Here is a 19,768-nt window from a genome sequence, read left to right as displayed (position 1 = left end):
GTCATTCCTGATGAGGGGCGGCCGTGCCGCCCGGTGTTATTTTGCGGACGCATAATCCGTCGTACAGCGCGAGATAAGCGTCGAGCATGGCGGCCATGCTGTAGCGCTCGATCACGCGCTGGCGGCCGGCGGCGCCATGGGCGCGGCACAGCGCCGGGTCCACGGCGTAGCGTGCCAGCGCCGCGGCCAGCGCGTCGGCGTTGGCGACGGGCACCAGCGCGCCATGCACGTTTTCCGTGACCACTTCCGGCATGCCGCCCACGTCCGACACCACGGCAGGCAGGCCGCATGCCATCGCTTCGAGCAGCGACACCGGGGTGCCTTCGGCAATCGACGGCAGGACAAACAGGGAAAATCCCTGCAGCATGGCGGGAATGTCGCTGCGCGATCCCGGCAGCCACACCACGTCCTGCAATCCGGCCGCCGCCACCTGGGCCTGCAATGCCGGCAACAGCGGGCCGTCGCCGACGATCGACAGGCGCAGCCGGTGCTGCTGGTCCGGCAGCAGCGCGCGCAGCGCAATGAAGCCTTCCACCAGCCCTTTGTGGTTCTTGACGTCCTGGATGCGCGCCACGGTGCCGATCACAAAATGTTCCGGCCCCCATGGCGAGGTTGCTGGCGGCTGGGGGCCGGGGCGGTACACCTCGGTGTCCACGCCATTGTTGATCAGCCGGGTCTTGGCGGCGGGAATGCGCACCACCTGGCCAAGCCAGCGTTCCAGGTCGGCCGACACGGTGATATAGCTGTCGATAAACGGCGTCATCAGGCGGCGCAGCAGGTTGTGCTTGGGATTGAGCCCCTGCGGGTCGCGTGCGTCGCGGCCATGCTCGGCATGGATCCGCACCGGGACGCCGGCCAGCATCGCGGCCGGCGCATACTCCAGCGTGGCAAAGTTATAGGTGTGCAGCACCGTCGGCCGCAGCCGGCGCAGCAGCTTGCACAATTCCCAGTGCAGGTGCAGGGCCTTACCGGGCGGCTTGTTGAGCGCAAAAATCCGCACGTCCGGCTGCGTGATGCGCTGGGCAAATTCGCCATACGTCGTCAGGCACACCAGCGCATGCCGGTAGCGTTGCGGCGGCATGCGGTTGATGCAATCGACCAGCAGCTTTTCCAGTCCGCCCACGTCGAGCGCGTAGATCAGGTGGACGATCAGGGGGCGCGCATCCTGGCCCGCATCTGGCCCCGTCTTCTGGTCGCTGTACGGCATGTTATCCCTCATTTGCGCTGCGCCGTATCGATCGCCGCGTCGATCGCAGGCCGGTGGCTGGCCAGGAACGCGCGCAAGGTGGCGCGCGCCGGGGCGGCGTCGGTCCCCAGCACCGGCGTGGCCAGCAGCACGGCCGCGCCATCGTCACCCTGGCCGCTGAATTTTTGCCAGGCTTGCCAGGCTTTGCCCACGTAGTCGTTGGTGATGGCGTGCTGTCCAACGCGCAGCCAGTACCAGACCAGTACATCGCCGTCCGGACCGGACAGGCGCGCTTCGCGCACGCGGAAGGCGGCGTCGGGCTCTTGCCGCACGGCCGTGGCCGTGACGTGGAATGGATCTTTTTCCGTGGCCAGGCGGTTGCTCGAGCTGATCAGGGCTTTCGCATTGTGCTGGTTGCGGTAAAACTCGATGCGCACCGAGACCGGGGCGTCGGCCTGGTAGGTCTGGCTGAGCGTCGCATCGGCTGGCATGTAGCGTGGTTGCCAGGCGGTGAACGGGCTGGCCGCCGGCGCCGGCAACTGCAGGGCCAGGTGCGGCGTTTGCGGGTTGTGGTTGGCGCGGTCGGCATAGGCGGCCCAGGCCGGCCACAGCGCCGCCACGCCGACGGTCAGCGCGGCCACGCCCGCCAGGTAAGGGGTACCGGCGCGCGCGCCCGCCTGCGGGACCGGTGCGGTTTCCGAGGACGGCGCATCCTGGCGCCAAAAGCCGCCGATCCAGAACATCAGCAGCATCACCAGGCCGAAGAACAGCCAGCCATAAATCAGGTGGTCGACACCGACCGCCAGGGTCATGCCGCTGTGGTGGCCGATCATCACGATCATGTAGGCGCGCAAGCCGTTGGCAACGATGGGCACCACCACCGACAGGGCGACGAACGCGGCGCGGCGCCATACGGTGCGGTACGTCAGGTAGGCATACAGGCAGCCCAGCGTGATGGAGGAAATCAGGTAGCGCACGCCACTGCAGGCTTCCACCACCGACCAGTTGCCGCTGGGGATTTCAAAGTGGGTGCCGTTACGCAGCACCGGCATGCCCGTCAGTTGCAGCGCCCACACGGTGAAATCCGCCGTGAAGTCGATCAGCGGGCCGATAAACACTTCGCCGAACGGTACCGCGAACAGGATGAAGAACAGGGGGAAGGCCAGCGAACGCGCCAGGCGCGTGCCGAACATGGTCCATGCCGCCAGCGGCAGCATGGCGGCAAACGCGTATTGCATGACCACTTGCACGGCGCCCATGCGGCCGGCCAGCCAGCCCAGCCCGGCCAGCGCCAGCAGCGCCAGCGCGGGCAGGCACGGCTGGGCCGGGATCGCATGGAAATTCGCGCGCCGGAGCCAGATCAGCCACAGGCTGATGGGCACAATCACGTAGCCGTGCGCGAAGGTTTCCGAACTGTTCCACAGGGCCACGATGGTGGCCGTGGTATCGGCATACAGCGCGAGCAATGCCGCCATGACGGCGCAGGTCAGCGCCAGCAAGGGCAGGGGATTGGCGTGTGCCTGCAGGGGCGCGCCGGCGGTGGCCGGCGTGGTGGCGGTCAGTTGCATAGCTGATGTTCCAGGTTGGCCAGGTTGGCTTGCCAGCTGTAGCGCTGCGTCACGCGATCGCGCGCCGCGCGACCCATGGCGGCGCCATCGGTGCGCAGGGCGGTAATCACGGCGTCGGCAAAGGCGGCGGCATCGCCGGCCAGCACCAGTTCACTGCCGGGCGCGGCTTCAATGCCTTCCAGCGCTTCCGGCGACACCACGCACGGCTTGGCCATGGCCATCGCTTCCAGCACTTTATTCTGCACGCCGCGCGCCACGCGCATCGGCGCCACCGAGACCACGCAATGGGCCAGGTAGGGCCGCACATCGGGCACCGTGCCGGTCACCACGATGGCGCCGGCCTTGGCCAGCGCCTGCACCTCGGCCGCCGGACGCGCGCCGACGATGTAGAACACCGCCTGCGGGTGCGCCTGTTTCACACGCGGCAGCACGTGCTCGGCAAACCACGTGACTGCATCGATATTCGGCCAGTAATCCATGGCGCCGGTAAACACGATGCCATGTTCGTTCGCAGCATAGGGCGATGGGTAAGCCTGCTCCGGCGTGAAGTAGGCGGTATCGACCCCGTTGTTGAAGAAGCCGATGCGCGCCGCGCTTTCCGGCGCGAGGCGGGAAAACAGCGCCGCCTCCGGCGCCGACACGAACAGCGACGCCGCATAATCGGCCGCCACCTTGCGCTCATAGCGCAGCAATTGTTTGGCTTCGTAGCGGAACAGCAGGCTGGCCGGCCACGGTTTTTTCTCGCCGTATTCGCGCCATTTTTCCGAATCGACGTCGATGAAGTCGATCACCCGGTGCGCTTGCGGATAGGCCTCGGCATACTGCGCCATCGGCGATGAAAACACCAGGATGCGGTCGATCGCATGGCGCCGCATGGTGTCGTCGACCCAGCTGCGCAAGCCCTGGTTGCGGTAATAGTCGAGCGACAGCGAACGCTGGCCCAGCAGGGCCCCCAGGCTGCGCACCCGCGCCAGTTTCGGATTGAGGCGGGCAAAGTGGGTGCTGGCGCACAGCGCCTGCACGGTGGGCACGTGTTGCCAGTCATCGTCGTCATCGATGAAAGTGGCCAGGTGCACGCGGTACGTTTGCGCCAGCTGTTTCAGCAAATGATACGAGCGGATCTTGTCCCCCTTGTTGGGCGGATAAGGCATCCGGTGCACCAGCATCAATAAGTCTTTCATGTCGAGGCTATCCCAGGCTGCGCGCGAGGTACGGACCGAGGAAATTGGCCACCGGGAGCGGCAGTTTTTTCCACATCGCGATGAACCGGCGGTATTTCGGGTTCAGCGGATTGTTGTCCGGCAACGCGGCTGCGTTGATGAGTTTGTATTCGTACTGGAGCGGCGTCGGCGCGAATCCCCAGTTTTTCTTGTAATCGTAGGCGCCGGTGCCCAGTTTGCTGCGGCCAAAATCAAAGATGCCGCAGCCGCGGGCCACGGCGGCCTGCATCAGGCTCCAGTAAGCGTAATCGCTGGCGCCGCAGTCGCGCGCGGCCGGCAGGGCGCCGAAGTAATACGGCAGCACTTCATCGCGCCAGTAAAAGCTCATCAGCGAGGCCACGGCCTGGTGGTGCTGCACGATGGTGCGGATTTCACACGCGTCGCCAAACACGTCCTTGAGCAGGCGGAAATACCGGCGCGGAAACACCGGTGTGCCCAGCCGGTGCACGCTGGCCGCGTACAGCGCGAAAAAGCGCTCCACCTGCGGATCGGTTTCTGCCGTCAGGCCGCTGGCCATGCCATGCCGGAGCACGGCCCGCTGCTTGCGGGGGATGGCTTGCAGGTTGGTCTCGTCATCGTCGGCAATGGCCTTGCGGAAGGTGGCGTAGATATCCCGGCTGTGCCATGCGGCTTCGCCCTGGTGGCGCGCGGTTTCGCAGCGGCTTTCCAGGTAGCCGACCCGGCGTTCGCGCGCCAGCACCTCGGCCGCCGCATCGAGCATGGCGCGCGCGGTGTCGTCGCTGGTGGCGATGCCGCCACGGACGCAAAAGGGCAGTGAGCACAGCACATGGCCAAACAGGCGGCTGCGCACTTCAGCCAGCGGCAGCACGCCGATGATGTCGCCATCGCGCTCGGCATAATAAAACCAGGTGCGGTGGCCATACGCGGACTCAATCACGCGTTGCCAGCCGGCGCGGTGGAAAAAAGTCGCTTCCGGACAGGCTTCGACAAAGGCATCCCAGCGCTGCGCGTCGCCCGGCTGCAGCAAGCGCAGCACGGGAGCGCGCTGGCGCGCGCCGGAATGATCTGCCGAAAACGTCTTCATTATTTCAGGAAGATGCGATCCATCCGGTCCCACGCGAAATCACGCGTGAGGGCGCGGATGCGGCCATCCATTTTTTCCATGTTGACGTAGTGGCGGAAGCGGGTCTTCAGGTTGATGCCACTTGGCCGCGGCTGGCCGGGATCGATTTCCCACGGGTGGAAATAAAAGATCGCGGGCTGGCCGTCGCGCTGGTTCACCTGCTGCATCATCCAGCGCGACAGGGCGTACGGGAACAGGCGGAAATAGCCGCCGCCGCCGGCCGGCAAATTGCGCTGGCCCAGGCGGACCGTGGTGATCGGCACTTCCAGCAAGCCGTCGCTGCCGTTCGGATGCCACGCAAAGCGCGGCGCGTCCGGCATGCCGTAATGGTCGTGCCGGACCGGATAAATGCTGGAACTGTAGCGGTAGCCGGCTTCGTGCAGCACGTCCAGCGCCCACAGGTTGCCCTCGCCGATGGAAAAGCTCGGCGCGCGGTAGCCGAGCACGGCCTGGCCGCCGATATCTTCCAGGATGGCCTTGGCCGAGCTGATGTCTTGCTTGAATTGCGCGCGGTCCTGGTCGGATGCGCGCAGATGCCCATAGCCGTGGCTGGCCAGCTCATGGCCGCCGGCGACGATGCGCCGGACCAATGCCGGATAGCGTTCCGCGATCCAGCCCAGGGTGAAGAACGTGGCTTTCACGCCGCCCTCGTCGAGGATGGCGAGAATGCGGTCGACATTGGCCTCCACCCGGCATTCGCGCTCGGGCCAGCTGTCGCGCGTGATGTAGGGCGCGAACGCCGACACCTGGAAGTAATCTTCCACGTCGATCGTCATGGCGTTGCGGATCGCGGACGCCTGTTGCAGGGCTTGCCCCTCCTGCGGGGACAGGGGCGCGTTCATGATGTCTTGCAGCCCGCCTGCATCCAGGCCTGCAGTTGCTCAGCAATGCGCACGGCGGCCTTGCCATCCCAGAAGTACGGCACGCGGCCGGCTTTGCCGCCGCCGGCCATCACTTCATTGTAGATCGCCAGGATCTTGTCCGGATCCTGGCCGGCAATGGTGTTGGTGCCTTCATCGACGGTGATCGGGCGCTCGGTATTGTTGCGCAGGGTGATGCACGGGGTGCCCAGCGCCGTGGTTTCTTCCTGGATGCCGCCGGAATCGGTCAGCACCACGCGCGCACCTTTCATCAGGCCCAGCATTTCCAGGTAGCCCATCGGTGGCAGCAGCAAGATGTTGCCGCCTTCCACCAAATGGTTGAGGCCGGCCTTTTCGATCATGCCGCGGGTGCGCGGGTGCAGCGGGAAGATGATCGGCGTGCGTTCGCCGATACGGTTGGCGGTCTCCAGCAAGGTGCGCAGCACGGCGAAGTCGTCCACGTTCGATGGCCGGTGCAGGGTCAGCACGGCATAGCCGTCGGCGCCGCTGGCAAAGCCTGGCTTGCCGTGGTCGGCCACGATCTGTTCGGCGGAAATAGCACGCGGCAGGTTGCGCACCAGGGTGTCGATCATGACGTTGCCGACAAAGTGGATGCGTTCCTTGGCGATGCCTTCGCGCAGCAGGTTGGCTTCACCGCTTTCCTCGGTGGTGAACAGCAGGTCGGAGATCTGGTCGGTCAGCACGCGGTTGATTTCTTCCGGCATGGCGCGGTCGAAGCTGCGCAGGCCGGCTTCCACGTGGATCACCGGAATGCCTTTCTTGGCAGCCACCAGCGCGCAGGCGATGGTGGAGTTGACGTCGCCCACCACCAGCACCGCGGTCGGCTGCACCTGGTCCAGCGCCGGTTCGAATTTTTTCATCACGTCGGCGGTCTGGATCGCATGGCTGCCGGAACCGACTTCCAGGTTGATGTCCGGGTCGGGAATGCCGAGCGCGGAAAAGTACTGGTGGTTCATGGCCACGTCATAGTGCTGGCCGGTGTGGACCAGCTGCACTTCGACTTGCGGGCGCAGTTCGGCCAGCGCCGCCATGATCGGGGCCATCTTCATGAAATTCGGACGGGCGCCGACGACGCACAGGATGCGGAAAGGGGCTTGGGCAGTGGTATTCATTCGTTATTGTCCAGCGTAGAGTTGTTGCTGGCCGGGGTGGCCACGATTTTTTTCAGGATGTTCAGTACCGACACGACCGACTTTTCCAGCCGCATCATGCGTTCGTCCATGCCATCCGGATAACTCGCGATGGCGGCGGCCAGTTCGGCCTCGTCGGCCTGCCGCGAGGCGGGCGCGGCGACGATGGCGGCCGGGGGCGGCTGGAACTCGGATTGTATGTCGCGGATCACGTCATCGACATGCTTGTCCGTGAATTCATGCAATTCTTCCAGGAAGCCCATCAGCATCAGGCGGTCGCACAGATGGTTGGTCATGCGCGGGATGCCGCCCGAATATTCGTAAATCGCCGCATGGGCGGCCGGTGTGAACGATGGATTGTTGGTCCAGCCGACCGTGTGCAGGCGGTGTTCGATATAGGCCTGGGTTTCCACCGCATCCATCGGCCCCAGGTGGTAGGTGGCAATGACACGCTGGCGCAACTGCTGCATGTCCGGACTGTGCAGGGTGGTGCGGAATTCCGGCTGGCCCAGCAGGAAGGTTTGCAGCAGCGATTTATCGTCGGTCTGGAAGTTCGACAGCATGCGCAATTCTTCGACGGTGCGCGGCGACAGGTTTTGCGCCTCGTCGACCACCAGCAGCGCGCGCTTGCCCTGGGCGTCGCAGGTGCGCAGGAACGTTTCCAGGCGGCTCAGCAGGGCGCTCTTGGTGGCGTCTTCGGCCGGCAGGCCGAACGCCGACACCACCATGCGCAAGACGTCTTCCGGATTCAGGTGCGTGTTGACCAGGTGCGCGGCGACAATGTGCTGCGCTTCCAGCGTACTGAGCATGTTACGCACCAGGGTGGTCTTGCCGGCGCCGACTTCCCCCGTAATGACGATAAAGCCTTCGCCCTGCGACAAGCCATATTCAAGGTACGCCATGGCCCGCTTGTGGCCCTTGCTGCCGAAAAAGAAATGCGGATCGGGGCGCAGACGGAACGGTTTGTCGCTGAGCCCATAATAACTTTCGTACATCTTTCAGACTCCGCTAGAACTGTTTGCTAAGGGACGCCGAAATGGCGTTTTCCGTGTATTTCCCTATCCCCAAACCGCCGGCCAGGCGGCGCACATCGACCGCCGCGCGCACCTTCGGCTGCAACTGGTGGGACAGGCCGATCCGCAGGCCACGCGTGGTGGAACTGGTATTGGCGGAAATCGAACGGATGCGCGTCAGGTCCGCCGAGGCCAGGACACCGGTGCGCGACGACAGGCGCCAGTTCCACGTCACATTGCCCCCGCTTTGGTGGGTAATGTCATTGAGCAGGGTGGATGAATTGCCCTGCAAGCTACTATCCACCTCGGTGCTGGACAGACCGTTGCGGCGCATATCCTGCAAGGTCAGCACGGTCGTGGTGCGTGGGCCGTTGAGTGCGACGGCGGCCTGGAATTGTTTTTGCAGGTAATACCGGTTGCTGAAGTAATTGATGTTATTGGCCAGCGACGCGGGCAGTCCGGTGGACTGCATATAGGCCGCCACCGCCTGGCGCCGCGCATCGGGGTCCGGGATCGTGGCGGTAAACATGCGGTCGAGCAGGCTGAAGGTATCGATGGTCGATGGCAGCAGGAATTGCTGGCGCGTGCTGGTCACGGAATCGTTGTAGCTGACGGTCCAGACCGACACGCGGGCGCGGTGCTGTGCCTGCAGCGAATACGAATTGCCGTAATAGCGCTTGCCGGCGCTGGCCTGCACGTGCGTGCGCGCACTGGGTTGCCAGTCCACGCCCAGTTGCCATGCCTGGCCGCCATTGCTGCCGCCCAGCGACTGGTAGTCATAGCTGTCGTAGCCGCCCATGGCGGTCACGCTGAACTGCCCGGTCGCGGCCCAGCGCAAGGTCAGCGCATAGTTGCTGCTGTCGGATTCACCGCCCGCCGTGGCGGTGGCCACGCCTTTTTGTTTGTTTTGAGTGGCCTGCAAGCCCCAGCCCAGCAGGCGGAATGCATTGCCGCTGGCAATGTTCAGCGACAGGGCATTGCCGGTCGTGTCGTTCAGTCCGGCGGCGGACGACGTCACCTTGTCATAGGAATAGCGCAATTCGGCATTGGCATAGGCGCCAAAACGCTGCTTCAGGTAAGGGCTGAAGCGGGCGGTTTTGACTTCGACGGCGTTGCCGGTGGCGAAATTATTGCCCGACGTTTGCAACAGCGGGCCGAAGGCCGATGCGTCGCGCTGGCCGATACTGGCGTTGGCATCAATGAACAGCAATTCATTGATGACTTTGGCTTTGGCGTTGGCGCTCAAGTCTTGCGTGGAGCCACGGGTGCCGCCGATGCTCTTGTCCGCATATTCAAAAATGCGCCGCGAGTAATTGGCGTCCAGCTGCAGGCGCGGGCCGGTATGAGCGACCCGCAAGGAGGGCGCGAGTTCCGTCACCCAGTTGGCTTCGGCATTGGCGCGCAGCGCCACGTTGTCCGTATACGTTTCGCGTACTTCGACTTGCGGGGTGAATTTCCAATCTGCCCGGCAGGCCGGCGCCAGCGACAGCAGCGCCAGGGCAACCGCCGCCGCGACGGGCCGGCGGTGCAATTTAGCCATAGTGATAGTCATACGTTTCCGTGCCGGGGAACTCGCGGGTCTTGTTGTAGATGAGGTTGACGTTTGGCAAGCCTTCCAGCTGGCGCAGCGATTCCTTCACCGCGTGCTGGGTGGTGCGTTCCGCTTCCACCACCACCACGATCTGGCCCATGTGGCCGGCCAGCACATGCGCTTCACTGGTCAGCAGCAAGGGCGGCGAATCGAAAATCACGATCCGGTCCGGATAGCGGTTGGCGATTTCATGGACGAAGCTGGTCATGGTCTGGCTGGCCAGCAATTCCGTGGCGCGGGGCGAGTTGGTCCCGGCCGGCAAGATCGTCAAGGTATCGACGTTGGTGCGCAGCATGATGTCGGCCATGTCGACTTTGTCTTCCAACAGCAAGTCCATCAACCCGCGCTGGGCCGGCAAGCCCAGGGTGCGCAGGACGGAGGGACGGGCCACGTCGGCGTCGACCAGCAACACGGTATGGTCCAGCTCCATGGCAATCGACATGGCCAGGTTGATCGAGCAGAAAGTCTTGCCTTCGCCCGGCAGCGAACTGGTCACCATGATCAGGTTGCCTGGATTTTCACCCGGGCCACGCGGCGTGAAGGCGCGCTTGATCAGCGGGCGCTTGATGATACGGAAGTCTTCGACCAGCATGGTGCGGCCGCCGGCGGCGGTCACCAGGCCGATTTCCTGCATGCGTTTCAAATCGAGTTCGACCCGCTTGGGGTTGCGTCCGGCACGGGCGGAGGCGGCTGCCTGGTCGGCGCCGCCGGCATCCGCTGGCGGCACCGGTGCCGGTGCTGCGGCGACGGCGCCGGCCGGCGGCACAACAGCTGTGGCAGCTTCGGCGGCAGGCGCTGGCGCCGCGGCGGCAGGCGCCACGGTGTCAGGTGCTGCGGCGGCCTGGACCGGCTCCGCAGCGGCGGGCGGTACGGTGGCCGCGTCCACTGCCGGCGATGCTTCCTGGGCCGGCGCAGCGGGGGCAGTGGCGGACTGCTTTTGTTCCAGGCGGCTGGCCGCCCGTTCAATAATGCTCATTTCGTTCCCCGTGTATGGACTAGTTCTTCATCAGCAGCGCGGCCATCACGCCGCCATACGCTGTAAATAACAGCGCCACGGAAGCGGAGAAGGCATACAGGCGGCGGCGGCGGCGGACTTTCTGCTCGGCGGTCCAGTTCATGCTGATACTGCCCAGGATCGGCAAGCCAGTCGCATCGCGCAGGGCATTTTGCGTTACGAAGGTCGGACGTACCTGGCTCATCAGCAGCGCCACACCCAGGCCGGCAATCAGCGCGCCGCCAAACACCATCGACATCAGGCGCGGGCGGTGCGGGCCGGTCGGCACGGTCGGCGCCGTGGGCGGATCGATCACGCGGAAGCTCATCATGTCGGTGGCCGACGTCAGGTCGCCCGACAGGCGGGCCGCTTCGCGGCGTTCCACCAGCTTGGTATAGTTTTCCTTGTTCACCGTGTAATCGCGGTTCAGTTGCGCCAGCTGGGCTTCCACTTCCGGCGCCTGGTTGCTTTGCGAGCGGGCCGTGCCCAGGCGCGATGCATATTCATTGACGCGGGCCCGCAGCGACGCCACGCGCGCTTCTTCCACCGACAGCGCCACGTTCATTTGCTGCATCATCGGGCTGTAATTGGCGCCCGGATCGTTCGAGCGCACGCGTTTTTTCGCTTCTTCCTTCTTGCGCGCCTGTAATTGCTGCAACAGGCGCTTGCTCGACACGATGTCCGGATGTTCTTCCGTGTATTGCATGCGCAACTGGTCCAGGCTTTTTTCCAGCGTCTGGATGCGGCTTTCCAGTTCAGGATTGACGGATTCTTCGAGGGTATTGGCGCCGGAGACGGGCGCCGGGTCTTCGCCGACAATCTGGCGCTTGAGCGCATTGCGCGCCTGCTCCGCTTCCGCCAGCTCCAGTTTGGCCTGGCTCAGCTTGTCGGTCAGCTCGGTAATGATGGAACCGTAATCGCTGCCCTGGCGGGGCAGCACACCCATGTGCTGGAGCTTGAATTCCTTCAGCGAATTTTCCCCGGCGGCCAGCTTGTCTTCATACGTCTTGATTTGCTCGTCGATGAATTGGACGGCCTTGTCGGATTCCTGCTTTTTGCCGCCAAACGACCCTTCGACGAAGATGGTCAGCAGCGATTGCACGATTTCCTTGCCCTGCTTGGGATTGGGGTTGCTGTAGGCAATCGTATAAATGTCGTCGCGTTCGGTGCCGGTGATCTTGATGGCCGACGTCAGCTCGTCCACCATTTGCTCGTGGTCCTGGACGCTCTTGTTCTTGATGTCCAGGTCGACCATGCGCATCACGCGCTCGACGTTCGGGCGGCTGATCAGGGTGCGGCGCATGAATTGCACTTGCTGTTCCACGTTGGGCACGGTGGTCATGGTGGCCAGCAGCGGCTTCAGGATACTTTGCGTATCGACATACACCCGCGCCGATGCCTGGTACGAATCCGGCAGGCGATAGACGACGGTCCATCCAATGACGGATACCGCCCAGGTTATGCCAACTGCATACCAGCGGTATTTGCCTATCGCCTTCAGGAAGGTCAGGATAAGGGCCTGTAATTCTGCCATTTGGTCTATCTCACCTAAGGTGCTGCGGCAAGCCTGTACTTGCCTAAAATACATCAAATCCGCTCTATGATACAGGAGAAATGATTGCTTGTTGCTATTGATATGTGGATGCCCGGCTTAAAGGCCCTGCTCCCATATTATCCAAGCATGCATGCCCGGCAGGGCCGGCGGTAATATAAATACCATTGTTTTTTGACACAATCATTTCTGATAGAGCAATTTTGCCCAGTCTATGATTGTGACAGGAACTGTCCGCCATGTGTGGGCATTCTCCTATCGTGCCACAAGGAAAATCTGATATCGTGGCGACGCTCCAACTATGTGGTTTCGCCATGCTCCGATTGCTTAGTTTGACCGTTTTCCTGTTGCTGGCCATGCTCCCGGCGCGGGCCGCCGACCTCGCCGCCACCATTGCTGCCGTCAAGCCATCGATCGTTGGCATCGGCACGTCGCTGCCGACGCGCAGCCCGGCAGTGATTTTTTTTGGCACCGGCTGGGTGACGGGGGATGGCTACAGTGTCATTACCAATGCCCACGTGGTCAGCAACGCGATCAAGGCGGACCAGAAGGAAAGCCTGGGGGTTGTGATTGCCGGCGAGGGCAATACCATTGCATTTCGCCCTGCCACCGTGGTGGCGGTCGATCCGGAGCATGACCTGGCCCACTTGCGGGTCAGTGGCGGCGCACCGCTGCCGGCCTTGAAACTGGGCGATTCCGGCACCCTGCGCGAGGGGCGTGAACTGGCGCTGACGGGGTTTCCTCTGGGAATGGTTTTAGGCTTGCACCACGTTACGCACCGCGCCATGCTGTCCGCCATTACCCCCATCATCATTCCCTCGATCGGCGCGCGGCAGCTCGACGCGCGCGCCATCACGCAGTTGGCGCGGCCGTTCGACATTTTCCAGCTCGATGGCACCGCCTATCCCGGCAACAGTGGCAGTCCCGTCTACGATCCGGCTGACGGCGTGGTGTATGCCGTGATTAACATGGGGTTTGTCAAAGGATACAAGGAAGCGGCCATCAGTAACCCGAGCGGGATTTCCTATGCGATTCCGGGGCGCTACGTGCAGGCGCTGCTGCAAAGAACTGCCCAATAATAAATATTCCTGCTAGCATTGCGTAGCAAACATGTAACAGGCCGGTGCGTATTGTTGCGCCGCAGACCCGTGAAGAGGACCCGAGTGAAAATAACCAAACTGCAATCTTTCAAATGGCTGGCATGTGGCGCGGTTGCGCTGATGGGCCTGGTTCTGGGCGGATGCGCCTCCAAAGCAACCTTGCCGATGGATCCGGCGCCTGCCGGCGATTACCTGATCGGCGCGGGAGATACCGTCAATATCGTGGTATGGCGCAACCCGGAAGTGTCGCAAGCGGTGCCGGTGCGTCCGGATGGCAAGATCACGACGCCGCTGGTGGAAGATTTGCAGGCCAGCGGCAAGACCTCGACCGAACTGGCGCGCGACATTGAAAAGGCGCTGTCCAAGTTCATCCAGCAACCGGTGGTGACGGTGGTGGTGACGAGTTTTGTCGGTACTTATAATGAGCAGATCCGCGTGATCGGCCAGGCCGCCAAGCCGCAGGCGCTGCCTTACCGCGTCGATATGTCGCTGATGGACGTGCTGATCGCGGTGGGCGGCGTGACGGAATTTGCTGCCGGTAACCGTGCCAGCGTGATTCGGGTTGTGGATGGCAAGCAACAGAAGTTCAATGTGCGACTGAATGACCTGATCAAGGATGGCGATATTTCCGCCAATGTGCCGATGCGCCCGGGCGACGTGTTGATCATTCCGGAAAGTTTCTTCTAATCACTAACTGTTTACTTGTCGAGAATTTTTACAGGTTTTGCGCTAGACTGAAAAAAGTAACCAGCTCGGCTGTATTTTTTTTACTAAGCCTTTGATTTTTATCAGTGCAGTCTACTGCAGAGCATTTGTGGAATAGAAATTGCTTATCTCTAAGCAACTGAATTCGGGCCGCTGCGGTGGTCCATCGATCAAGGACAAATATCGTGGTTAACCAAGAGCATCCAGAAGAGAGCGGCAGCGCTCCGTCGACTCCGGCCGCCGCGCCGGTGTTTACTGGTGCGGCGCGGCGCCGCTTCACCAAAGCAGGCGCGGTCGCCGTGGGCACCGTGCTGACGCTCAAAAGCCAGCCCGGCATGGCTTCCAACGCGTACAGTTGCGTGTTTGCGGGACCGTCGGCGGCGGGTTCCTTTACGCTGAATACCAAGCACAGCCACGGACCGAAAGTTGGTTATTGCAATGCGGTGTCGCCTGGTTACTGGAAGGAGCACCCGACGGCCTGGCCGAAACAGCCATGGGCGCCAACCAAGAGCATGTGGGATTGCAACTTCCAGAAGATTTTCCCTTGTGGCTCGACGTCGCAGTTCTATAACAAGAAACTGGGCGACGTGATCTGCTGGGGCGGCGGTGGCATCCAGGACGTGGCGCGCCACCTGATTGCGGCGTACCTGAATGCCATGAAAGGCTATACGACACCGTACCTGACGACCACGAAAGTGCAGGCAATCTGGACTGGCTATAACAGCGCCACCGGTTACAAGCCAGCCGGTAAAGTCTGGAGCGCGTCGGAGATTTCCGGCTACATCAAAGGCACGTGGGGCGAAGGCACCTTTTGGACGTAAGGCGTTAACCGATGTGGCGTCTGATGCCGGGATTGGCCTTGCGCTACCGTACCTGGGACAACGAAACGTACGTCTTGTACAACAATTTGTCGGGTGACACACACCTGACGGATGCGGCTGCGATCGAAGTGCTGGAACTGTTGCACCGGTCGCCGGCCGCCGCACTATCGCTGGTTTCCGCCTTACAACTCGACAATACTCCTGACAGCCTCGCGCAGTTGGACAGCTTGCTTGCCGAGCTGCGCGGACAGGCTTTGATCGAATCCACTCCCGCATGCTGACGGTTGCCAATTTGACCCGCGCCGAACTGGGCGCGCGCCTGGCGCGTGACGGCATCGTGCTGCAAACGGGCGGTTTCCTGGTGCACCTGCAATCCTCTGTCGCCGCTATTGCCGATGGCGTCGCGCTGATGTACCGCGACTATCCGCTGCATCCTTCCAGCACGTTTGCCCACTTCCGTTTGACGTTGCGGCGGCCCGCCTCGCTGCGGCGCTGGTACCGGCCGCAAGTCCATATGCTGTTTGACGGGGACGCGCTGTTCCAGCCGCTGCCGCTGGCGCATGCGTTTCCGATGCTGGAATGGGGGTTGAACTGGTGCGTGGCCAACCGGGCGCACCGCTACCTGATGATCCATGCGGCCGTGCTGGAGCGGGGCGGACGGGCGGTGATCTTGCCGGCGCCGCCGGGCTCCGGCAAAAGTACGCTGTGCGCCGCGCTGGCCTACCGGGGCTGGCGCCTGCTGTCGGATGAACTGACGCTGATCCGGCTGGAAGATGGCTTGATCGCGTCGGTGCCGCGGCCGGTCAGTCTGAAAAACGCCTCGATTGATGTCATGCGCAGTTACCTGGCCGACAGCGATCATGCGGCATTCACCACACCGGTGGATACGACGCTCAAAGGTCTGGTGGCCCATTTGCGCGCCCCCCCCGATGCCGTGGCGCGCAGCGGCGAATGCGCGCGTCCCGGCTGGATCGTCTTCCCCCGTTACGAGGCCGGCGCCCCGTCCACGCTGGAGGCATTGCCGCCGGCGCACACGCACATGGATATGGCGAAAAACGCGTTCAATTACAGCCTGCTGGGCGCCCGCGGCTTCGACGCGCTGGCCGATGTGGTCAGCAATGTGCGTGGCTACCGTTACACCTACAGCCAGCTGGACGAAGCCATGGCGGTGTTTGACCAGTTGGCGGCACAGCCATGACGCCGCCACGCCCGTTGCCGCTGGCCGTCCGCGCTTTCCGTGAACCGCAATGCCTGACAGGGCTGGCCCCGTCCGAATGGCAATTGCTGTTGCGCCAATGTTCCAAGGCCAACCTCGACGCGCGCCTGTATTACCTGGTGCGGCAACGGGGCGAGCTCGCGGCCATCCCGCCGCAGGCGCGCGAAATGCTGGAATGGGTGCATGCCGTCGCCGAGCGTCACATTCAGGCGGTGCACTGGGAAGTACGGCAAATCCTGGCGGCGCTGCATGGCGCGGCGGGGCCGCTGATCCTGCTGAAGGGCGCCGCGTACACGACCGCGCAATTACCGCCGGGCCTCGGCCGCCTGTATTCCGATATCGACATCCTGGTCGATGAAGCGTTGCTGCCGGACGTGGAAACCGCGCTGATGCTGCATGGCTGGCACGCCACCCATCACGATGCGTATGACCAGCGCTATTACCGCGAATGGATGCATGAATTGCCCCCCATGCAGCACATCCACCGCCAGACCGCCATCGATGTCCATCATGCGATCCTGCCGCGCACGGCCCCGGTGCATCCGGACCCGAAGCAATTGCGTGACGGCGCCGTGCCCGTGCCGGGTATGGACGGCGTGTCCGTACTGGCGCCGGAAGACATGGTGCTGCACAGCGCCACCCACTTGTTTTTCGATGGCGAATGCGACCACGGCTTGCGCGACCTGGTCGACCTCGATGCGCTGTTGCGCCATTTCAGCGGCCGGCCCGGTTTCTGGGAAGGCCTGGCATCGCGGGCGGTGCAGTTGCAACTGACGCGGCCGCTGTTCTATGCGCTGCGGTATACGGAACGCTTGCTGGACACGCCGCTGCCGCCGCAAGCGGCCGCCGCGCGGGAGGTTGGGCGCCCCAATCCCGTGTTGCTGGCGCTGATGGATCGCTTGTTCGACCGCGCGCTGTTGCCAATGCACGCCAGCTGCGATGACCGCTGGAGCGCCACCGCGCGCCTCTTGATTTACTTGCGCGGCAACTGGCTGCGCATGCCGCCACTGTTGTTGGCAAGGCATTTGTTCCATAAGGCCTTCCTGTCGCCAAAAGACAAGGCGGGGGACACCGAGGCGGAAGCCGAACTGGACCGGCCTTAGTCTTTTTAGAATTTCTCCGGCGAATTGCTACAATGAATGATGCCTGTCGGGAGGGCTCATTGATGGAACGCCACCTGTGCATTGCCATGGCAATGCTGTGTTTCAGCGTCCCGCTGCAGTGCGGGGCGGCCGAAGAAGCGTCTGCGGTGGAACTGGCGGCCCAGGCGGCGCGCCATGAACACGGCGAAGGCGTGCCGCGCGATCCGGCGCTGGCGCGCACCTTATATTGTCGCGCGGCCCGCCAGGGTTATGCGCCGGCCCAGTATGCACTGGGCTGGATGCTGGCCAATGGCCGTGGCGGTGCGCGCGATGACGGTGCGGCCCGCCATTTGTTTACCCTGGCGGCCGCGCAAGGCCACGTCCAGGCCCACACCATGGCCGCGCAACTGGCCGCGGCGCCGCTGGCGCCACCCTGCCTGTTGCCGGACTTGCCGCCACCGCCGAAATTTGACTTGCCGCCGGTGACGATGTGGACGCCGCACCCGCAGATCGCACGGCTGGTGGGGCGGCTGGCGCCGGAATTCAATGTCGATCCCTTGCTGGTGCTGGCGATTATTTCCGTTGAGTCCGGTTTCAACGCACGGGCCGTGTCGCCCAAGCAGGCGCAGGGGCTGATGCAGTTGATCCCGGAAACCGCGCAGCGCTTCCAGGTGCGCGATGTGTTCAATGAGGAACAAAATGTGCGCGGAGGACTCGCTTATCTCCGCTGGCTGCTGGCTTATTTCAAGGGCAATGTTACTCTAGTGACAGCCGCATATAATGCCGGTGAGAAAGCGGTTGACCGCCACGGCGGCGTGCCGCCGTATCAGGAAACCCGCGATTACGTGAAGAAGATTTCCACCCTGTATCATCAAACCGTCCATCCCTACCAACGCGACCTGTTGTCCGTGACGTCGCCCATCGCTGCCAAGTGAGCCCCTATGACCCCGCCACTCGATCCTAATCCCCTTGACCTTGCCTGCGCCGCGTGGCGTGCCATCCCCGGCGTGGCGGAAGTACTGAGCCACGATGCCGCCCAGAAAGCCTATGGCGCCGATACCGGCGGCAGTACCCGCACCATCCGCGCCGCCGTACGCATCGTCAAAAATAATGCGGACGATGATTGCGTGTCGGCGGTGATGCGGGTTGCCACTCAGCATGGCATTGCCATACACCCGATCAGTACCGGCCACAACTGGGGTTATGGCACCGCGCTGCCCAGCGGCGAAGGCAGCGTGATCCTGGACCTGGGCGGGTTGAAGGAAATGAGTTTTGACGCCGAGCTGGGGGTGGTGACCTTGCAGCCCGGCGTGACGCAAGCGATGCTGTGCGAATTCCTTGACCGCGAGAACCATCCCTATATGGTGCCGGTCACCGGCGCCGGCCCCAGCTGCAGCCTGCTCAGCAATGCGCTTGAGCGGGGCTATGGCGTCACGCCCCATACCGACCACTTTGGCGCGGTGACGGATGTGGAAGCGGTCTTGGCGGACGGCAGCCTGTACCGGACCACCCTGCGCGAAGCCGGCACGGAAGAACTGGCGCGGTTGTTCAAATGGGGCCTGGGACCGCACACCGTGCCGCTGTTTACGCAAAGCGGCTATGGCGTGGTGACGCGCATGAGCATCGTGCTGGCGCGCCGTCCGGAAGTGGTCAAGGTGTGCCTGTTTAACTTGAAGGATGACGCGCAGCTGGAAATCGCGGTGGAGCGGGTGCGCCATATCCTGCGCTCGCTGCCGGGCACGGTGGGCGGCATCAACCTGATGAACCGGCACCGCGTGCTGGCCATGAATGCGCCGTATCCAGACACGCCGCCGGATGCCAATGGCCAGATTCCCGCCGACGTGATTGAAACCCTGGGCCGCCAATACCAGATCGCGCCATGGACTGGTTTTTGCACCCTGTACGGCACCCGCACCATGGTGGCGGCCGCGCAAAAAGAGATCAAGCGGGCCCTGGCCGGTGTCGGCAGCCGCATCCTGTTCCTCAGCCCCGGCAATGCGCGCACCTTGGCGAAAATGGCCAAGCTGTTGCCGGGCGGTATGGGGCAGCGCCTCGGCAGCACGGCCGGGACCTTGGCCAAGTCGCTCGACCTGGTGGCGGGCCGGCCCAATGAAACCGCGCTGCCGCTGGCGTACTGGCGCAATCCCGGCCGCCAGCCGGACGACAACCGCGATCCGGGCCGCGATGGCTGTGGCTTGCTGTGGTATGCGCCGCTGGTGCCGATGCGGCCGCAATATGCCCGTGCCTATGTCAACCTGGTCACGCGGGTGGCAAAAAAACACGGCATGGAGCCGCTGTTGACCTTTACTTCAGTCAATGAGCGCTTGTTTGACAGCACGGTGCCGCTGCTGTTCGACCGCAATCAGCCGGAAGCGGTGGCGCGGGCCCGCGCCTGCTACAAGGAGTTATTGGAAGAGGGCCGCAAGATCGGCGTGTTCCCCTACCGGGTCGGTGTCGATACCATGGAAGCGATCAAAGTCCACCAAACCCATTCGCTGGCCTTCCATGCCAAACTCAAGCAAGCGCTCGATCCCGCCAACCTGGTGGCGCCTGGGCGTTACCAGTAAGTATAAAAAAAAACTGCCCGGCGAAGCCGGGCAGTTTTTTATTTCTGGTCGAACGAGT

General features: G+C 63.3%; 18 protein-coding genes. 8 read left to right on the top strand and 10 right to left on the bottom strand.

The features are described from left to right. Window position 1: 1 nt before the first annotated feature. From AC1RRC_RS11845 to AC1RRC_RS11800, 10 genes are read right to left on the bottom strand one after another with little or no spacing between them, the layout of a single operon-like run. Window positions 2-1,219 carry a TIGR03088 family PEP-CTERM/XrtA system glycosyltransferase gene (locus AC1RRC_RS11845; RefSeq protein ID WP_493055671.1) on the bottom strand — a complete coding sequence of 406 codons (1,218 nt, stop codon included), beginning with the start codon at window positions 1,217-1,219 and terminating at the stop codon, window positions 2-4. Further along, window positions 1,216-2,754, bottom strand: coding sequence for an exosortase A (gene xrtA / locus AC1RRC_RS11840; protein ID WP_493055670.1), 1,539 nt, complete (start codon window positions 2,752-2,754; stop codon window positions 1,216-1,218). Before xrtA ends, AC1RRC_RS11845 begins: the two co-directional genes overlap by 4 nt. Beyond that, window positions 2,745-3,935: a TIGR03087 family PEP-CTERM/XrtA system glycosyltransferase gene (locus tag AC1RRC_RS11835; RefSeq protein WP_493055669.1), complete on the bottom strand. Its 1,191-nt coding sequence runs from the start codon at window positions 3,933-3,935 to the stop codon at window positions 2,745-2,747. The genes xrtA and AC1RRC_RS11835 overlap by 10 nt, the downstream gene beginning before the upstream one ends. Window positions 3,936-3,942: 7 nt before the next feature. Then, entirely contained in the window at window positions 3,943-5,019 is a 1,077-nt protein-coding gene (locus tag AC1RRC_RS11830; protein WP_493055668.1) for a FemAB family XrtA/PEP-CTERM system-associated protein, read from the bottom strand. After that, window positions 5,019-5,900: an XrtA system polysaccharide deacetylase gene (locus tag AC1RRC_RS11825; RefSeq protein WP_493055667.1), complete on the bottom strand. Its 882-nt coding sequence runs from the start codon at window positions 5,898-5,900 to the stop codon at window positions 5,019-5,021. Before AC1RRC_RS11825 ends, AC1RRC_RS11830 begins: the two co-directional genes overlap by 1 nt. Beyond that, window positions 5,897-7,051 carry a non-hydrolyzing UDP-N-acetylglucosamine 2-epimerase gene (gene wecB, locus AC1RRC_RS11820; protein ID WP_493055666.1) on the bottom strand — a complete coding sequence of 385 codons (1,155 nt, stop codon included), beginning with the start codon at window positions 7,049-7,051 and terminating at the stop codon, window positions 5,897-5,899. The genes AC1RRC_RS11825 and wecB overlap by 4 nt, the downstream gene beginning before the upstream one ends. Continuing rightward, entirely contained in the window at window positions 7,048-8,064 is a 1,017-nt protein-coding gene (locus AC1RRC_RS11815) for an XrtA/PEP-CTERM system-associated ATPase (protein WP_493055665.1), read from the bottom strand. Before AC1RRC_RS11815 ends, wecB begins: the two co-directional genes overlap by 4 nt. A 13-nt stretch (window positions 8,065-8,077) precedes the next feature. Continuing rightward, window positions 8,078-9,634 (bottom strand): TIGR03016 family PEP-CTERM system-associated outer membrane protein, encoded by a 1,557-nt coding sequence (locus tag AC1RRC_RS11810; protein WP_493055664.1) that lies wholly within the window; start codon window positions 9,632-9,634, stop codon window positions 8,078-8,080. Continuing rightward, window positions 9,615-10,649: an XrtA-associated tyrosine autokinase gene (locus AC1RRC_RS11805; protein WP_493055663.1), complete on the bottom strand. Its 1,035-nt coding sequence runs from the start codon at window positions 10,647-10,649 to the stop codon at window positions 9,615-9,617. The genes AC1RRC_RS11810 and AC1RRC_RS11805 overlap by 20 nt, the downstream gene beginning before the upstream one ends. Window positions 10,650-10,668: 19 nt before the next feature. After that, window positions 10,669-12,201, bottom strand: coding sequence for an XrtA system polysaccharide chain length determinant (locus AC1RRC_RS11800; RefSeq protein WP_493055662.1), 1,533 nt, complete (start codon window positions 12,199-12,201; stop codon window positions 10,669-10,671). A 332-nt stretch (window positions 12,202-12,533) separates the two neighbouring features. Between AC1RRC_RS11800 and AC1RRC_RS11795 the strand changes: the two genes are divergently transcribed. The 8 genes from AC1RRC_RS11795 to AC1RRC_RS11760 all read left to right on the top strand — a co-directional run bounded on the left by AC1RRC_RS11795 (window position 12,534) and on the right by AC1RRC_RS11760 (window position 19,710). Then, window positions 12,534-13,298 carry a S1 family peptidase gene (locus AC1RRC_RS11795; RefSeq protein ID WP_493055661.1) on the top strand — a complete coding sequence of 255 codons (765 nt, stop codon included), beginning with the start codon at window positions 12,534-12,536 and terminating at the stop codon, window positions 13,296-13,298. 141 nt (window positions 13,299-13,439) lie between these two features. After that, window positions 13,440-14,006 carry an XrtA/PEP-CTERM system exopolysaccharide export protein gene (locus tag AC1RRC_RS11790; protein ID WP_493055992.1) on the top strand — a complete coding sequence of 189 codons (567 nt, stop codon included), beginning with the start codon at window positions 13,440-13,442 and terminating at the stop codon, window positions 14,004-14,006. Window positions 14,007-14,209: 203 nt separating this feature from the next. Further along, window positions 14,210-14,845 (top strand): hypothetical protein, encoded by a 636-nt coding sequence (locus tag AC1RRC_RS11785; RefSeq protein ID WP_493055660.1) that lies wholly within the window; start codon window positions 14,210-14,212, stop codon window positions 14,843-14,845. 11 nt (window positions 14,846-14,856) lie between these two features. Then, entirely contained in the window at window positions 14,857-15,126 is a 270-nt protein-coding gene (locus AC1RRC_RS11780) for an HPr-rel-A system PqqD family peptide chaperone (protein WP_493055659.1), read from the top strand. Continuing rightward, the gene (locus AC1RRC_RS11775; RefSeq protein ID WP_493055658.1) at window positions 15,120-16,043 is read left to right on the top strand and encodes an HprK-related kinase A; all 924 of its coding nucleotides are present in this window, start codon (window positions 15,120-15,122) and stop codon (window positions 16,041-16,043) included. The genes AC1RRC_RS11780 and AC1RRC_RS11775 overlap by 7 nt, the downstream gene beginning before the upstream one ends. After that, the gene (locus AC1RRC_RS11770; RefSeq protein WP_493055657.1) at window positions 16,040-17,164 is read left to right on the top strand and encodes a nucleotidyltransferase domain-containing protein; all 1,125 of its coding nucleotides are present in this window, start codon (window positions 16,040-16,042) and stop codon (window positions 17,162-17,164) included. Before AC1RRC_RS11775 ends, AC1RRC_RS11770 begins: the two co-directional genes overlap by 4 nt. Before the next feature lie 62 nt (window positions 17,165-17,226). Next, window positions 17,227-18,078 (top strand): lytic transglycosylase domain-containing protein, encoded by an 852-nt coding sequence (locus AC1RRC_RS11765; RefSeq protein WP_493055656.1) that lies wholly within the window; start codon window positions 17,227-17,229, stop codon window positions 18,076-18,078. 6 nt (window positions 18,079-18,084) lie between these two features. Next, window positions 18,085-19,710 (top strand): FAD-binding oxidoreductase, encoded by a 1,626-nt coding sequence (locus AC1RRC_RS11760; RefSeq protein WP_493055655.1) that lies wholly within the window; start codon window positions 18,085-18,087, stop codon window positions 19,708-19,710. Window positions 19,711-19,768 lie beyond the last annotated feature (58 nt).

This window comes from Pseudoduganella sp. GW821-FHT12E03 (genome assembly GCF_058807115.1).
This window is presented reverse-complemented; position numbering and strand designations above follow the sequence as displayed.

Bases quoted from the DNA above. Each gene is read 5' to 3' on its own strand.
- AC1RRC_RS11780 (WP_493055659.1), top strand. From the start codon at position 14,857: ATGTGGCGTCTGATGCCGGGATTGGCCTTGCGCTACCGTACCTGGGAC.
- AC1RRC_RS11810 (WP_493055664.1), bottom strand. From the start codon at position 9,634: ATGACTATCACTATGGCTAAATTGCACCGCCGGCCCGTCGCGGCGGCG.
- AC1RRC_RS11825 (WP_493055667.1), bottom strand. From the start codon at position 5,900: ATGAACGCGCCCCTGTCCCCGCAGGAGGGGCAAGCCCTGCAACAGGCG.
- AC1RRC_RS11770 (WP_493055657.1), top strand. From the start codon at position 16,040: ATGACGCCGCCACGCCCGTTGCCGCTGGCCGTCCGCGCTTTCCGTGAA.
- AC1RRC_RS11765 (WP_493055656.1), top strand. From the start codon at position 17,227: ATGGAACGCCACCTGTGCATTGCCATGGCAATGCTGTGTTTCAGCGTC.
- AC1RRC_RS11800 (WP_493055662.1), bottom strand. From the start codon at position 12,201: ATGGCAGAATTACAGGCCCTTATCCTGACCTTCCTGAAGGCGATAGGC.
- AC1RRC_RS11845 (WP_493055671.1), bottom strand. From the start codon at position 1,219: ATGAGGGATAACATGCCGTACAGCGACCAGAAGACGGGGCCAGATGCG.
- AC1RRC_RS11790 (WP_493055992.1), top strand. From the start codon at position 13,440: ATGGGCCTGGTTCTGGGCGGATGCGCCTCCAAAGCAACCTTGCCGATG.
- xrtA (WP_493055670.1), bottom strand. From the start codon at position 2,754: ATGCAACTGACCGCCACCACGCCGGCCACCGCCGGCGCGCCCCTGCAG.
- AC1RRC_RS11805 (WP_493055663.1), bottom strand. From the start codon at position 10,649: ATGAGCATTATTGAACGGGCGGCCAGCCGCCTGGAACAAAAGCAGTCC.
- AC1RRC_RS11830 (WP_493055668.1), bottom strand. From the start codon at position 5,019: ATGAAGACGTTTTCGGCAGATCATTCCGGCGCGCGCCAGCGCGCTCCC.
- AC1RRC_RS11760 (WP_493055655.1), top strand. From the start codon at position 18,085: ATGACCCCGCCACTCGATCCTAATCCCCTTGACCTTGCCTGCGCCGCG.
- AC1RRC_RS11815 (WP_493055665.1), bottom strand. From the start codon at position 8,064: ATGTACGAAAGTTATTATGGGCTCAGCGACAAACCGTTCCGTCTGCGC.
- AC1RRC_RS11775 (WP_493055658.1), top strand. From the start codon at position 15,120: ATGCTGACGGTTGCCAATTTGACCCGCGCCGAACTGGGCGCGCGCCTG.
- wecB (WP_493055666.1), bottom strand. From the start codon at position 7,051: ATGAATACCACTGCCCAAGCCCCTTTCCGCATCCTGTGCGTCGTCGGC.
- AC1RRC_RS11835 (WP_493055669.1), bottom strand. From the start codon at position 3,935: ATGAAAGACTTATTGATGCTGGTGCACCGGATGCCTTATCCGCCCAAC.
- AC1RRC_RS11795 (WP_493055661.1), top strand. From the start codon at position 12,534: ATGCTCCGATTGCTTAGTTTGACCGTTTTCCTGTTGCTGGCCATGCTC.